Origin of the sequence: Halomonas sp. Cn5-12, assembly GCF_021532545.1 — a bacterium.
Lineage (GTDB): Bacteria > Pseudomonadota > Gammaproteobacteria > Pseudomonadales > Halomonadaceae > Vreelandella > Vreelandella aquamarina.
On sequence record NZ_JAKGAY010000025.1, the window covers coordinates 34,835 to 49,892 of the forward strand.

Annotated in this window: 14 protein-coding genes; 9 read left to right on the top strand and 5 right to left on the bottom strand. The window is 55.6% G+C overall.

Features of this window, described 5'->3' with window-relative positions; all coding sequences use genetic code 11:
* The first annotated feature begins 22 nt into the window (after positions 1-22).
* Both L1249_RS13095 and L1249_RS13100 read left to right on the top strand, forming a co-directional pair.
* Positions 23-1,468, top strand: a complete 1,446-nt coding sequence (locus tag L1249_RS13095) for a sensor histidine kinase (protein ID WP_058577514.1) — start codon at positions 23-25, stop codon at positions 1,466-1,468.
* An 11-nt stretch (positions 1,469-1,479) separates the two neighbouring features.
* Positions 1,480-2,883 carry a sigma-54-dependent transcriptional regulator gene (locus tag L1249_RS13100; protein ID WP_228168288.1) on the top strand — a complete coding sequence of 468 codons (1,404 nt, stop codon included), beginning with the start codon at positions 1,480-1,482 and terminating at the stop codon, positions 2,881-2,883.
* A 39-nt stretch (positions 2,884-2,922) separates the two neighbouring features.
* Here the strand turns inward: L1249_RS13100 and L1249_RS13105 are convergent, their stop codons facing one another.
* Positions 2,923-3,141, bottom strand: a complete 219-nt coding sequence (locus L1249_RS13105; RefSeq protein ID WP_137093533.1) for a hypothetical protein — start codon at positions 3,139-3,141, stop codon at positions 2,923-2,925.
* A gap of 228 nt (positions 3,142-3,369) precedes the next feature.
* A complete protein-coding gene (locus L1249_RS13110) occupies positions 3,370-3,786 on the bottom strand; it encodes a hypothetical protein (RefSeq protein WP_137093535.1) in 417 nt (138 codons plus the stop codon).
* Between the two features lie 397 nt (positions 3,787-4,183).
* Here L1249_RS13110 and L1249_RS13115 point away from each other — a divergent pair, with 397 nt between their 5' ends.
* The 4 genes from L1249_RS13115 to L1249_RS13130 all read left to right on the top strand — a co-directional run bounded on the left by L1249_RS13115 (position 4,184) and on the right by L1249_RS13130 (position 9,114).
* Positions 4,184-5,386 carry a quaternary amine ABC transporter ATP-binding protein gene (locus L1249_RS13115; protein ID WP_213262113.1) on the top strand — a complete coding sequence of 401 codons (1,203 nt, stop codon included), beginning with the start codon at positions 4,184-4,186 and terminating at the stop codon, positions 5,384-5,386.
* A complete protein-coding gene (locus L1249_RS13120; RefSeq protein ID WP_062362947.1) occupies positions 5,386-6,219 on the top strand; it encodes an ABC transporter permease in 834 nt (277 codons plus the stop codon). The genes L1249_RS13115 and L1249_RS13120 overlap by 1 nt, the downstream gene beginning before the upstream one ends.
* A 150-nt stretch (positions 6,220-6,369) precedes the next feature.
* Positions 6,370-7,242, top strand: a complete 873-nt coding sequence (locus tag L1249_RS13125; RefSeq protein WP_044630701.1) for a glycine betaine ABC transporter substrate-binding protein — start codon at positions 6,370-6,372, stop codon at positions 7,240-7,242.
* A 231-nt stretch (positions 7,243-7,473) separates the two neighbouring features.
* The gene (locus tag L1249_RS13130; RefSeq protein ID WP_089675984.1) at positions 7,474-9,114 is read left to right on the top strand and encodes a BCCT family transporter; all 1,641 of its coding nucleotides are present in this window, start codon (positions 7,474-7,476) and stop codon (positions 9,112-9,114) included.
* Positions 9,115-9,192: 78 nt separating this feature from the next.
* On the opposite strand, the gene L1249_RS13135 is transcribed toward L1249_RS13130, so the two are convergent.
* The 3 genes from L1249_RS13135 to L1249_RS13145 form a co-directional block, all read right to left on the bottom strand.
* The gene (locus L1249_RS13135; RefSeq protein WP_058577508.1) at positions 9,193-9,918 is read right to left on the bottom strand and encodes a 3'-5' exonuclease; all 726 of its coding nucleotides are present in this window, start codon (positions 9,916-9,918) and stop codon (positions 9,193-9,195) included.
* Position 9,919: 1 nt separating this feature from the next.
* Positions 9,920-11,830 (bottom strand): DUF294 nucleotidyltransferase-like domain-containing protein, encoded by a 1,911-nt coding sequence (locus L1249_RS13140; protein WP_228168292.1) that lies wholly within the window; start codon positions 11,828-11,830, stop codon positions 9,920-9,922.
* 255 nt (positions 11,831-12,085) lie between these two features.
* A complete protein-coding gene (locus L1249_RS13145; protein WP_044630697.1) occupies positions 12,086-12,475 on the bottom strand; it encodes a DUF4168 domain-containing protein in 390 nt (129 codons plus the stop codon).
* A 146-nt stretch (positions 12,476-12,621) separates the two neighbouring features.
* Here L1249_RS13145 and L1249_RS13150 point away from each other — a divergent pair, with 146 nt between their 5' ends.
* The 3 genes from L1249_RS13150 to iscB form a co-directional block, all read left to right on the top strand.
* Entirely contained in the window at positions 12,622-13,545 is a 924-nt protein-coding gene (locus L1249_RS13150; RefSeq protein ID WP_235253626.1) for a DMT family transporter, read from the top strand.
* Positions 13,546-13,585: 40 nt separating this feature from the next.
* Positions 13,586-14,353 carry an EAL domain-containing protein gene (locus L1249_RS13155; RefSeq protein WP_442908438.1) on the top strand — a complete coding sequence of 256 codons (768 nt, stop codon included), beginning with the start codon at positions 13,586-13,588 and terminating at the stop codon, positions 14,351-14,353.
* A 310-nt stretch (positions 14,354-14,663) separates the two neighbouring features.
* Positions 14,664-15,058 (top strand): RNA-guided endonuclease IscB (iscB, locus tag L1249_RS13160; RefSeq protein ID WP_235253627.1); only part of this gene is annotated, 395 nt, incomplete at its 3' end.

The window sequence follows — 15,058 nt, forward strand, 5'->3', positions numbered from 1 at the left end:
CGAGACACCACCAGGAAGCACGATGCGATTACGTAACCTCATCATCTTAACGGTCATCGTGCCGCTCTTCGTGATCCTGGTGGTGTTTAGTCTGGTGGCGATCAAATCGCTGGAAGACAACGTTCGCTCCAAGCTGCAAACCGAAGTCGAGATCATTACTCGCGCGCTGAGCACGTCGTTGAGCTATGCGGTGGCTCGAGACAGCGCCACGCCGCTAGAAGAGGCGCTGCAGTCGGCGTTTTCGTTTCACCGCATCTACGGGGCCTACGTATTCGATACCCAAGGCCGTGAGGTATACGGCCTTGGGCTGGGTAAAGATCTGTTCACACCGGAAGAGATTCAGCAGGTCATCGAGCGCGACGACCTGCACAGCAGCTACCGACAACAGGAAGGTTGGACCTACTACTCTGCTCTCACGCCACTACGCACCCAAGATGGCACTGTGCAAGGGGTGCTGCAGGTCAACCGACTCAATACCGGCATTGAGAATTACACCGGGTTTATCAGCATTGTGGCCGTGCTGGTCTTCGTGATTGGCGCGGCGGGCATCGTGTTCAGCATTTGGTGGGGGTTTCGTCACTACATCGAGCGGCCGCTCAACCGTCTGTTGCGCGTCATGCTGCTAGTGGAAGATGGCGACCGCAGCCAACGGGCCACAGTAGACGGCCCGACGGAGTATCGCCGTTTAGCGTCGGGCTTGAACGGCATGCTGGACGCTATGGCCGAAAAAGATCGTGATATCGATGCTCGCCAACGGAGAGAAATCGAGCTGGAAAAACGCCTGCGCAAATCCAAAAAGCTGGCAGAGCTTGGCGTGTTGGCCGCCGGGGTGGCCCACGAAATTGGCGCACCGCTGACAGTCATCAACGGCCAGGCCCAGCGGTTGGCCCGCAGGGATACGATTGGCGACGACGAGCGTGCTAGGCTTGGCCGGATTCGCGGCGAGGTAGAGCGAATCGTCGAAATTGTTCGCCAACTGATGGAATTAGGTCGACAACATAACGTGGAGAAAGGACACCAAGCCCTTAACCAGCTTATCATTAGTGCCAGCGAGCTAGTCGAGGAGGAGCTGGAACCACGAAATATCTATCTGGATATTGATCTTCCGTCCCCTCCCCCCCATTTATTAGTTAACGGTCAACAAATTGTGCAGGTGCTGACCAACTTATTACGCAACGCCGCCCAAGCCCCGGACGTTAGCCATATTCGTGTTCGCGCCCAGTCGCACAGCGACGAGCTTACGGTATGGGTCGAAGATAACGGGTCAGGCATACCGACTTCGCATCATCATCAAGTGTTCGACCCCTTTTTCACCACCAAGCCGGTGGGCCAGGGCAGCGGCTTGGGACTATCGATGGTGCACCGCATTATTAACGACCACGGTGGGACGATTGGCGTATTTGACAGCGCGCTTGGCGGTGCTGGCTTTGAAATTACGCTTCCCCTTAGTGAAACCGCATCCGCTTGAGGACGACGTTTGTGACCCATCAGGAACACCTTTTACCGTTATTGGTGGTGGAAGATGACGCCGCTATCCGTGAGTTATTAGAGGAAGAGCTCAACGACGCGGGCTATGACACACTGGGTGTCCCCAGCGCTGAAGAGGCCATTGCCCTGCTTAGCCACACGCCAGTGGCCATGATGATTACCGATGTACGGCTCCCCGGCATGACGGGCATTCAACTGCTGCAGCAGCTACGCCAGAGTGGCAGCGAGCTAGGCATTATTGTCATTACCGCGTTTGGCACGATTGACCAGGCGGTAGAAGCCTTAAAGCTTGGCGCAGATGATTTTTTAACTAAGCCACTTGATTTAGATGCTATCCGCGAAGCCGTATTTCGCGTACTGGAGCGACAGCGTTTGTCCCTTACCCACGATACGGAACTCAGTCACTTCCACGGTATTGTGGGTAAAAGCCAAGCCATGCAGTCACTGTTCCACGATGCGTCTCGATTAGCCAAAAGCGATGCACCTATTTTGATCCTGGGTGAAAGCGGCACGGGTAAAGAGCTGCTGGCCCGAGCGATTCATCAAGAAAGTAGCCGCCACGAAGCGCCTTTCGTTCCCGTTAACTGTGCCAGCATTCCCGCCGACTTGATGGAGAGCGAGTTTTTTGGTCATGTGAAAGGTGCCTTTACCGGTGCTAACGAGGCCAGAAAAGGACTGTTTCATAGCGCCCAGGGCGGCAGCCTGTTTCTCGATGAGATTGGCGAAATGCCGATCAATCTGCAGGCCAAGCTACTACGCGCCCTGCAAGAGAAAACCGTTCGCCCCGTGGGCGGCGAGCGTGAGGAACCAGTAGATGTGCGCATCATTGCCGCTACGCACCGCCACTTGGAAAAAGAGATTGAGCAGGAGAACTTTCGCAGTGACTTGTTCTACCGCTTAGAGACATTCTCACTGCGCATTCCACCGCTACGCGAGCGCGGCACGGATATCGAACACTTGGTGTTCGCACTGATTGATAAGCACGCAGAAGCCCAAGGCAAACAGATCGAACAGATCGAGCCAGAGGCCCTCAATAGCCTATTGAACTACTCCTATCCCGGCAACGTGCGCGAGTTGGAGAACGCGATCATGCGCGCGGTAACGCTCAGCGAAGCGGGCGTACTGCAGCATCAGGATCTCCCCGAGCGCTTGCGCGAGCAGTCCAGCCAGCAAAAGAGCAGTACCGACACGACGCCCACTCTAAGCGGGGAGGTACTGCCAGGCACGCAAATTCCGGCACCCGCGCCTGCCCGTTGGCCAAGTTTGGAAGAGGTGGAAAAGCGCTATATTCGCAAAGTGTTGGAAGCGACAGGGGGAAATAAACGGCGGACGGCCGAAGTATTAGGCATCGCCCGCCGCACTCTTTATCGGCGTTTGGAAGATAGCGAGGAGTAAGTCCAAGCCGGTCGCACTCGCCGACCGGCTTTTTCATGCTTACTCCGGGTCACTCACGCCATCGCCGGTCGACTCACGTGTCGCTTGCCCATCATTCGCCATGGGGCCGGTATCCATGGGTTCTTGAGGTTCGTCGGTCGGTACTTTCGAATCGGTGGTCGGTGCTTCGGAATCACCGCAGCCTGTCAGCACGCCCGCCATGAGCAGTGCGCTCAACAGTAGCGCCGTCCCACGCGCATTGCGTAATCGTGACATCATGTCCATTCTCCTTCCTTGTTCATGGGCTAGCAGCCGCCAAAGCAGCGTCTGCTCCCCCTAACCTTAGCGGCTGACTGGTAACTTGCAACCGCCCAAACTCACCGTCATACGCTTTAAACAAGCAAAAAAGCCCCCGCGGGCGCGGGGGCGAAAGGATGATAAACCGTGTGGAGCAGCCGCAGGGAACAGACAGCTGGGCCGGCTTACCATCGTAGGGAGCGTTGACGGCTATTGGCCGTTAGTCATGTCGTCTTCATCATCGGTACTGTTAACGTCGTCGGTAGTGGTCTCGCTAGCACCGGGCATGGGATCGGTGCCTTCACCGAAACCAGGATTCTCTTCAGGATCGTTGACAGCGCCCGTTTGCGTATTCTCACCCGGCATTGGCTCTTGCGTCGCCGCGGGATCTTCGCCCAAGCCTGGGTCTTCATTCATCAGCTCGTCTGCCATGGTAGGCTCGTTCCCGGTAGCCGGAGCCGTCGTGGTCGTCGCATCCTGCTCCATGGTGTCAGGTTGCTGCGCCGGGGGCATTTCATCTTCGCCGTTGCCACACCCCGCCAGGGCCAAGGTGCTGACGGTTGCGGCTAACATGCACAGTATCAGCACACGTGGACGCTTGCGCGATTGGCTCACTTGTTTATCCATAAAGATTGCCTCCTTTTTCGACTAACGTGCTTGCGTCACTTGCCAAGCTTTTCTAAAAAGGTACATTCACACTTCATGCCAACATTAAAAAAATACATTTATATTTAAAAAAAAACAATAGCTTATTGAAAAATCACAGCCACCGTTCGCTGTCACGACAGGGTCATGGACGGGGGTTCAAAATGGCACATGTGGCGTAATATGGCCTGGCTGGCGGGCGCGTTGTGACACATCCCGTCCATTTATGTATAATAATTTTTAATAATTCATTAAACATAACCCAACCTTCTACTTATGAACCGTTTTGTGTCGCTGCTTGCAGGGAGCACGTAAATGCCGCAGGTAAGCGCATCGAGTAACGACACAAGGCTGCTCATTCAATCAAAAGGCACCGCTGATGGACGAGACACGCCCTGTCAAAATTCAGGTACGCGGCTTGAGCAAGGTCTTTGGCAAACAGCCCAAAAAAGCCCTCGAGTTACGCGACCAGGGCCTCAAACGCCCTGAGATTCTCGAAAAAACCGGCCAAACCCTCGGCCTTTCCGATATCTCCTTCGACGTCTACGAAGGTGAACTACTAGTCATCATGGGCCTGTCTGGCTCGGGTAAATCCACGCTGATTCGCTGTTTGAATCGCCTGATCGATACTACCGAAGGCGAGATCATCATCGACGGAGAGAACATCCCCACGTTGGGTGAAAAAGCGCTGCTGGAGTGCCGCCGCCGTCATTTCTCGATGGTCTTTCAAAACTTCGCGCTTTTCCCCCATCGCACAGTTCAACAGAATGCCGAGTTCGGCCTGGAAATTCGCGGCGTCGAAAAATCGGAGCGCCAGTCGATTGCTCATAACGCGCTGAAGCAGGTGGGCTTAGAAGGCTGGGAAGACGCCTACCCCAATCAACTATCAGGTGGTATGCAGCAACGCGTTGGGCTTGCTCGCGCCCTGGCGAACGATGCCAGCGTGCTCTTAATGGACGAGGCGTTCTCGGCCCTCGACCCGCTGATCCGTAAGGATATGCAGCAAGAGCTACTGCAGCTGCAAAGCAAAATGCAGAAGACCACCGTCTTCATCACCCACGACCTCGATGAAGCGCTCAATATCGGCGACCGCATCGTGCTGCTGAAAGATGGTGAAGTCGTACAAATTGGCACGCCAGAAGAGATTCTGACCAAGCCCGCCGATGACTACGTCCGCCGCTTTATTGAAGGGGTGGACCGCTCGCGCATTCTGACCGCCGAGAGCGCCATGCGCCCGGTACGCACCACCGCACGCGACAGCGATGGCCCACGTACAGCGCTGCATAGGATGCGGGATCACAGCATTGACTCCATCTACGTCACAGACCGTGACCGTCAGTTGTTAGGCCTGCTGGAAGCGGACGCTGCCAGCCGCGCCATTGAGGCAAAAGCCGAGACCATTACCGGCCATCTGACTCAAGATTTCCGCAAAGTGCCGCCAGACGAGCCGCTGCAAAACCTCTTCGCCATGTTTAGCGAAAAGAGTTACCCGATTGCCGTGGTGGATGAGCAGCAACGCCTGCTGGGCGTTGTAGTGAAAGGCGCAGTCCTGGATGAACTGGCACGAGCAGGAGAACAGTAATGGAGATAACACGCATTCCTTTAGGTAGCTGGATCGAAAGCGGCCTGACGTGGCTGACAAGTGAATATTCGGTGGTTACCCGCGGCATTTCCCGCGTGACACAGACGGGGATCAACAGCCTCAACGATGGCCTAATGTGGCTGCCCGAGTGGGCGCTACTGGCGATTATTGCACTGCTGTGCTGGAAACTCGCCAGCACTCGCCTGGCCATTGGTGCGGTTGCCGGGCTGGCTTTGATCTGGAACCTAGGGCTTTGGAACCCCATGATCGAGACGCTGACGCTGGTGGTGATTGCCACACTGGTGGCGGTGGTCATCGCGCTGCCCGTAGGCATCGCCGCGGCGCTTTCCGAGCGACTCTACCGGCTGATCATGCCCGTGCTGGACTTCATGCAGACCATGCCCGCGTTCGTGTACCTGATCCCTGCCATCCCGTTTTTCGGCATTGGCTCGGTGTCGGCGATTTTTGCCACGGTCATCTTCTCCATGCCGCCCGCCATTCGCTTTACCACACTGGGCATCCGCCAAGTGCCGACCGAACTCATCGAAGCTGCCGACGCCTACGGTGCCACGCGAGGCCAAAAACTGTTCAAAGTGCAGTTGCCGCTGTCGCTGCCCACGGTGATGGCGGGCATCAACCAAACCATCATGCTGGCACTGTCGATGGTGGTCATTGCCGCCATGATCGGCGCCGATGGTTTGGGTAGCGAAGTCTGGCGAGCCATTCAGCGTTTGCGTCCAGGGGATGGCTTCGAAGCCGGGATTGCCGTGGTCATTCTAGCCATGCTGCTGGATCGTCTGACGCAGTCGCTGCGCAAATCGCGCCGCTCATAGCCGATCTTGGCGCTGCGTTGGCCATGGCATTTGATCCCTCCGTGATGATTGACCATGCTGAAAGCACCAAAAGGTAATTTACGTTAAACCACAACACACTATTTATACTGCAGTGGCGAGCGCCACTGCCCAACAACAGGGAGCAAGTGAATGAAAACTCGTACGTTGAATCACCGCATCCGTCTCGCCTCATTAGCCCTCTTCGCTGGCACAGGTCTCGCTGCCGGTAGCATGGCCCACGCCCAAGATCAAGGCACGGTCAACTTGGCCTATGTCGAGTGGTCCTCTGAAGTCGCTTCCACTAACGTTATTGCTGCGGTTCTCGAGCAGGCAGGGTTCGAGGTGGAACTGACCTCGCTGTCCGCAGCGGCCATGTTCCAAGCCCTCTCCACGGGTGATGCCGATGCCATCGTCGCCGCCTGGCTGCCCACCACTCACGCAGACTACATGGAGCGTGTCAGTGACAATACCGAAGACTTAGGCCCCAATCTGGATGGCACCAAACTCGGCTTGGTCGTACCTGAGTACACCGACGTGGACTCCATCGCCGATCTGAACGACAACGCCGACAGCTTCAACGGCGAGATCATCGGTATTGACCCCGGTGCCGGCCTGATGGCACTCACCGAAGAGGTCGTGGATACCTATGACCTCGGGCTGAACCTGCGCAGCGGCAGCGGCGCCACCATGACGGCTGCTTTGGCCAGCGCCATCCAAAACGAAGAAGATGTGGTCGTCACTGGCTGGACGCCGCATTGGATGTTTGCTCGGTTCGATCTGAAATACCTCGAAGACCCAGAAAACGTCTACGGCGGTGCCGAGCAGATCCATACCGTCGTACGTAGCGGTCTGGAAGAAGACATGCCAGAAGCCTACGCCATTCTGGATGCCTTCGAGTGGACGCCCGAGCAGATGGGCGAGGTGATGCTGATGAACCAAGAAGATGGCAGCGACCCCTACGAAAATGCCAAGCAGTGGGTAGAAGAGAATCAAGACGTGGTCGAGCAGTGGCTCAACGGCTAGTCATACTCTGCCCCGAGCGTTAAATGACAGAGGGCTTCGGCCCTCTGTCGTCGTTGTAAATGTGACGTTTTTTCGTGCTAATGTGCCCGCGCGTTGAACAAAGATTAAGCAACGTTTGCTACTGTTACTGATGTAATACACGCCTGCTAACGCATTGGTGATTGGCCAGAAGGTAACTGCTGGTCCATCCAGGTGCGTTTGGCGGTTTCTGTCCGACATGGAGAGGCTCCCGTGGATAATCCTGACTCTAAGCATCCCGCTGATGAGCCGGTATCAGAAGGCATCCCCGCCCCTGATGGTCCGGCTAACCTGATCGATACCGATTATGTGATCGGCCAAGACAACATTACGACGAGTGCAATGGGCTTCAACCTTGACCTACACGGCAAGGTATTCACCATTTCGTCACTCGTGGTACTGCTGTTCGTCATACTCACCTTGGCACTGCAAGATACGATTTCGCCGATCTACGACGCCGTTTTTGGCTTCCTGACCGGCAATCTGGCTTGGTTCTTCATTTTGGCCGCCAATATCTTCGTCCTGCTTTGCCTGGGCCTGATCGTATCGCCGTTGGGCAAGATTCGCATCGGCGGAGCGGACGCCAAGCCTGATTTCACTTATACCGGCTGGTTTTCCATGCTGTTTGCGGCGGGTATGGGCATCGGGCTGATGTTCTTTGGCGTCAATGAGCCGCTGACCCACTTCGGCACCTCTTTGGAGGGTGGCGACTGGGCACCGTTGGCTGGCGCTGAGGGCGATACGGCAGGCGCAGCGGCGCTGGGCATGGCGGCAACGATCTTCCACTGGGGTCTGCATCCGTGGGCGATTTATGCCGTGGTGGCTCTGTCATTGGCGCTATTCTCGTTCAACAAAGGCTTGCCGCTCTCCATGCGCTCGGTGTTCTACCCGCTACTGGGTGAACGCGTTTGGGGTTGGCCGGGCCACTTGATCGACATTCTGGCGGTGTTTGCCACACTGTTTGGTCTGGCCACGTCACTGGGGCTGGGCGCTACCCAGGCCGCTGCTGGCTTGACCTATCTGTTTGGCGCGCCGGAAAGTGATATCACGATGATTCTGCTCATCATCGGTATCACGATAATAGCGACTGGCTCGATCGTTGCCGGTGTCGACAAGGGCGTACAGCTGCTGTCGAAAATCAACATCGCCATGGCTGCCGCGCTGCTGTTCTTCGTGATCGGTGTCGGCCCGACGCTGCTGATTGCGACTGGTTTCTTCGAGAACCTGGTGAACTATGTGGTTCATCTGCCAGCGCTGTCGAACCCGTTTGGCCGTGAAGACGCGAACTTCAGCCAAGGCTGGACGGCCTTCTACTGGGCGTGGTGGATCTCCTGGTCACCCTACGTCGGCATGTTCATCGCGCGGGTTTCCCGTGGCCGTACCGTTCGTGAATTCCTGATCTCGGTGCTGCTGGTGCCTTCGGTCGTCTCGGTACTGTGGATGACGACCTTCGGTGGCACTGCCATCGACCAGTACGTGAGCCAGGGTATCGAAGCCGTGCGTGACGCCGGTGTGGACCTGCAGCTGTTCGTGATGCTGGAGCAGTTGCCGCTGTCGCAGATCACCTCGTTCATTGCGATTCTGCTGGTCATCATCTTCTTCGTGACCTCATCGGATTCTGGCTCGCTGGTCATCGACTCCATTACCGCAGGTGGCAAGGTCGATGCACCGAAACCGCAGCGTGTGTTCTGGGCGATCATCGAAGGCGCGATTGCCATTGCACTGCTGCTGGGGGGCGGTTTGACGGCCCTGCAAACCATGGCCGTGTCGACCGGGTTCCCGTTCACCATCATTCTACTGGTGGCCTGCTACGCCATCATCAAAGGCTTGATGAGCGAACCCAAAGCAGTGTAAGTAACAGCTTCAACTCGGCAAGACGTCAACGGGCAGCCCAAGGGCTGCCCGTTTTATTATGCAAAGAAGGTGCGAGCGCTAACACCACAGCGCTTTTAAAGGCGTCTCAGGGCTATAGCGATTGGCGATTTGCGCCTGCAAAAGCTCGGCAGTGGCAAGAGCATCAATGAGCGCATGGTGGCCTTGGTAAACGGGTAAGCCGTAGCGCTCGCGGCTGGCGTTGAGGCGAATCGATACCGGCGGACGCCCCAGCCAGCGGCGAAAGCGCGCCCACAGTGTTTGTCGATGCCACCGCGCTTCCAACGACATGGTATCGATCATGGGAAACAACACCCCCTCACCACGGCGCGCCTTCACCGCCGCATCGAGAAAAGGTCGCTCGATATTACGAAAGTGAACCACTACGACCCGCCCGGCCAACACCGCCAACAGCTCGTCTAGCACGCTATCCAAGTCTGGCGCATCGGCAATCTCCGAGTGCGTGATGTGGTGATACGCTATCGATTCCTCATCTAACGGACGGGGCGGTTTCACTACCCAGTAACGGCGCTGAGCCATGGATATACGCCCTAACGTAAACGGCACGACGCCAATGCTGACGATCGCATGGCGTCGCTCATCGAGTCCGGTGGTTTCCATATCCAGCGCCACCATGGGCACTTCTGACAAGGGCGTATCAGGATCAGGCATGGGCGTGTTGAAAAAGCGCTTCAACATCTCATCTTGAGCTCGCTCAGCGCGGGCTTCCATATAACTCGCCCAGTCAGCCTGAGTAACTTTTTGGCGCGGTCGTATGCCGTGCATATCAGCGCCCCTGCCGTTGGGTGGGAACGGGATAGCGGAACTTCAAAAACTTCTGGGCATTGCTCAGCACCTGAAAAGCGTCTTTCAGGGTATGGCGTTCGCTATCTTCCACGTTTTCGGGCTCGATGTTGTTATCCGGCTCACGTTCCTCCTGCAGGTCGATCATTTGATGGCGTATCCGCGACATGCACAAAAACTCGAACGCATAGTTCAGCTTGTCGCTGACACCGGTCGCCAGCAACTGGGTTTTGCTGATGTCGTCCAAGCGCTGGAAGGAGTTTTGCGCTTTGGAACCGCAGGCCAATGCATGCACGCGAATCAAATCCACCATCGGTGCCGTTCCGCGCCGCTTTAGGTTGATGGAGTTATTGTGCTTGCCATCTTTTTCCATCACAAACGTGCGAAAAAAGCCTAATGGCGGCGTGCGGTTGAGCGCATTACGTGCCATAGCGGCTAAGAACAACGGCGACTTGGGAGCCGTTTGGGCAATCAAATCCTGCAACGTTTCAACGAACAGGTCTTCCCCATAGATGCTATCCAGATCAAAAAAGATCGAGCTGTGCAGCAGTTTCTCGGGCGTTGGGTTCGCCATCCAGTCCTGGAAGTAGCGCTTCCATACTCGCAATGGCTGTCGCCACTGGCGATTGGTCGCCATCACATCGCCCTTGCAATAGGTGTAGCCACAGGCGGCCAAGCCGTCGCTGACGAACGCCGCCAGGGCATGGAAGTACTCGTCGTGCTCTTCGGGGACGAAGTCATCAGAGAGAATCAGCGCATTATCCTGGTCGGTGACAATGCTCTGCTCATTACGCGCCATGGAGCCATTGACCATATAGCAATAAGGCACTGGCGGCGGCCCAAGGGTATCTTCTGCCAGTTCTAACAACCGTCGAGTAAAGCTACGCCCAATAGTGGAAAGCGCACTGCCCACCATTTGTGAGTTGGCCCCCTCCTGTACCATCCGCACAAAGGCGGCGCGTACGTCTGGCGCTAGCTTGGCAAGCCCCTGGGCGCTGGACTGGTTGAAGATATTGCTCACCAGATAAAGACCGCTCTGGGTTTCATAGCGAATAATATCGGAAAGGTGCACGACCCCCACCGGGCGCTGGCGGTAAAGCACCGGCAGGTGATGCACGTTGTTACGCAGCATAGTCAGCATTGCTTCATATATTGAAGCATCAGACTGCACGGTAATTAGCCGTTCCGACACGACCTCGCCAATAGGCGTGCTGGACGATAACCCTTCAGCCACCACGCGGGTACGGAAATCGCTGTCAGTCAGAATACCGCACATCTGCCAGGTTTTGCCTTCGCTGTCCTGGAAGCTGTAACGGGGGTTATCGCTACCTTCATTAATCACCAGCACCGCAGAGGCCTGGGCATCGCTAATCTGCTTGGCCGCCTGTTGTACGCTGGTGGTGGATTCGACCATCACCGGGTAACGGGTGACCAGCTTACGAATACGGGTCACCATCATGTCGTTAGACTTCTTCTGCTGCTCGGCGGCGGTCTCTAATCGAGGACGCTCCAACTCGACGAAGTCAGCGAAGTCATCATCCTCTTCGCATAGCCGTTGAAATACCTCATTGGGAATAAAGTAAATCAAGGTATCTTCAATAGCTTTGGCGGGAAAACGCACCTTGTGGTTACGCAGCAGGCTAAAGTGGCCAAAAATATCCCCCTCGCCTAGGCGGTTATAAAGCTCCCCTTGGCGGCGATAGACTTCAACTGCGCCGCTGCGAATGTAGCAAAGCTCGTCGAGGGTATCGTTGAGCGCCAGAATATCGCTGCCCGTTTTGAAGTAGCTTACCTCTACCTGCTCGGCAATCGCGTCCAGCAGTTCATCCGACAAACCATCAAACGGGGGAAACTGCCCCATGTGCTGGCGTATTTCTAATAACTCGACGTCCATACGCTCTCCTGCTGGGCGCTTTGTCTCTTTAGCTGGCTATCCGGCAACCAATCCTGGGCTAAGTTTGTCTTGAACAACCAATATCGACAACCCTTGGGGAATGAAAACGTAGTGATAAATAATGGTGACTAATAAAAAAGCCCAACGCATGTACGTTGGGCTTTGGTCGGCTTGCGGCGTGACAGTTACTTCGCACGTTAAGGAAAATCTGTCACTATCGGCATAGCCTTAGATGAATCACTTAAGAAATGGCGCTTATGGCTGGTTAGCCATCTCTTGAACGCGCTGCATCATTTCTGGATCTTGCTGAATGGACTGACCGATTGCATTGAACGTATCGACATCCAAGCCGCTATCTTCGACGACTTCGATCATGCGGTCGTTAGCTTCAGCGCGAACTTCCTGTTGTGTGGCTTCGTCTTCTGCTTCCTGCAGACGCTGGGTGTACTCTTGCGAGATCACGGCGATTTCTTGAGAAGCATCGGCGAACTGCTGTAGCTGCTGATCAGAAAAATCCTGAGTCGGGGCTTGTTGAGTAGCCATTGGGTCTTGCGCTTGACCGTCGGCTTGTTGGGCGTGAGCGGTGCCCGCCATCAGACCCGTCGCAAGAAGTGCAGCAGAGAACAGAGCAGTCATACGTTGCATGGTAAGAAACCTCATTGACGCGTTATGAATGTGCCCAGTGTGACGCGTCGTTTGGGCGCTGGTTCAATCTTTTATGTAAAACTCAGTAACAAAAAGAACAAAGCGTAAGTCATCCAACTCACGAATCATGCTACTTCAGGAAGATTATGTCTATTAATTTCAGAAAGTTAACAGATAAGGACGCCGCCTCTCTTGGTTTGACTGCCATGCCAGGCCTGTTCGTTCTGTTGTGGAGTACTGGCTTTATTGGCGCAAAATTTGGCCTCCCCTACGCCGAGCCATTCACCTTCTTATTTATCCGTTTTGTACTCACGCTAATGCTACTGATTCCACTGACGTGGCTGATGCGTATTTCCTGGCCTTCATCACCCAGGTTATGGAAACACATTGCGGTATCGGGTTTGCTGGTCCATGGCACCTATTTAGGGGGTGTGTTTTACGGCATTTATTTGGGCATGCCAGCGGGCTTGGCTGCTCTGCTCGTCGGCCTTCAGCCGCTATTAACGGCCACCTGTGCTGGCCCACTGCTAGGCGAACGGCTCACTAAACAGCAGTGGCTAGGCCTATTATTGGGCTTAATCGGCATTAGCTTGGTATTAGGCAGTAAATTGGAGCTGGGCAGTACCCTGTTTAGCGGTTTTGGTGCAGGGGCACTGATTAGCGTGATGGCAGCGCTGGCAGGTATTTCCCTCGGCACGCTGTATCAAAAGCGCTACTGCACCAGTATGCCCTTGCTGTCCGGCGCGGTGATTCAGTACATAGCAGCTGGTGTGCTCTTAGGGTTTGGCGCACTGCTGTTTGAAAGCCGGGAAGTTGAGTGGAGTATGACGTTTATTCTAACGCTTGGCTGGCTCGTGCTGATTCTATCAATTGCCGCTATCCTGCTATTAATGGCCTTGATAAAGAAGGGGGAGGCTTCTCGTGTAGCGAGTCTCTTTTATCTGGTGCCTCCAGTCACGGCACTTCAGGCGTGGTGGCTATTCGATGAACGTTTGCCGCTGCTGGGATTGGCAGGCATGGTCATTGCCATTATCGGCGTGGTCATGGTGGTACGCCCCTCGACGACATAATTCGATACGAAAAAAACGAATCTTCCAGGGCTTGGAAAAAATGACTGCACAACCTCACTGCGCCAGGGCCGACGGCGTTTGCAACCGATGCGATACCCCAGTTCCCTTTTCGTTTACGATGGCCTTTCAACCGATAGTAGATGTGACTCAGCGGCAGGTGGTTTATTACGAAGCATTAGTGCGTGGCATAAACGGAGAGTCGGCCTTTTCGATCCTCAGTCAAGTGACCGATGAGCTAATGTACCGCTTTGATCAAGCTTGCCGGGTAAAGGCAATCGAACTTGCCAGCGAGCTGGGCATGACTGAACGGCTTTCGATTAACTTTCTGCCTAATGCTGTGTACGAGCCGGAAGCCTGCATTCAATCGACGCTAGAGACATCACGCCGGGTCGGCTGGCCAACTGAGCGGCTCAATTTTGAAATTACTGAAACCGAGCGCGTAGTGGATCGTGCCCATATGCGCTCAATTATCGACAGCTATCGCCGTATGGGCTTTACTACGTCGCTGGATGATTTCGGCAACGGCTACGCGAACTTGGACCTACTGACGGACCTTCACCCCGATACGCTAAAAATCGACCGCGAACTGGTGATGGAGTGCGATAGCAATAGCCGCCGCCAAGCCATTCTGAAAAGCATGGTGGCACTGGCCCGCACCCTGGGCACCCAGCTAGTGGCGGAGGGTGTCGAGACCCGTGAAGAGTCGCGCTGCCTGTTGGCGCTGGGTATTGCCGTGCAGCAAGGCTATTACTTTGCCCGCCCAGAGGTGGGCAAACTGCCCACCGTGGCGCTGGAAAAGTATGACTAGAAAAACCTGTCAATTACCTCCGGCTGAAGCCGGAGGCTTGTGAAAGCAAGCCTAGTTGACCAGGGTAAGCGGGCGGTACAGCCGCTACGTTGGTAACAGGTCGCCAAGACTCACCCACGGATGCTTCCTCAGTCCGTGGCTCTGAAAGGTCAAGATCATGCTGCGGTACGCCGCCCGGGCGAAAGGTAAAACGCCGAAGGTCTTGACCGCTGCCACAAGGCAGGAGCCGGTTATCGACATTCCCGAGGGGAGACGGGGCGCAAGCCCTGCGACACAAGGCCCGTAAGGGCATTGATTAGGAGGAAATCGCATGGCGATTTTCGTACTGGACAAAAAGAAGCAACCGCTGATGCCGTGCAGTGAAAAACGCGCTCGGTTGCTGCTGGCGCGTGGTCGTGCCGTGGTGCATAAGCGTTACCCGTTCACGATTCGGCTCAAGGATCGCGTCGGTGGCGAGACGCAACCGCTTCGCCTGGGCATCGACCCTGGCAGCAAAACGACCGGGCTGGCGCTGATGCGCGAACCGGACAGTCAGCAGCGGCATATGCTGTGCCTGTTTGAACTGGTCCATCGCGGCCTTCAGATCAAAAAGGCATTACAGCAACGAGCGGCTTTTCGGCGTCGCCGCCGCAGTGCCAACCTGCGCTACCGCGCCCCGCGCTTCAATAATCGCACCAAACCTAAGGGCTGGCTGGCACCGTCGCT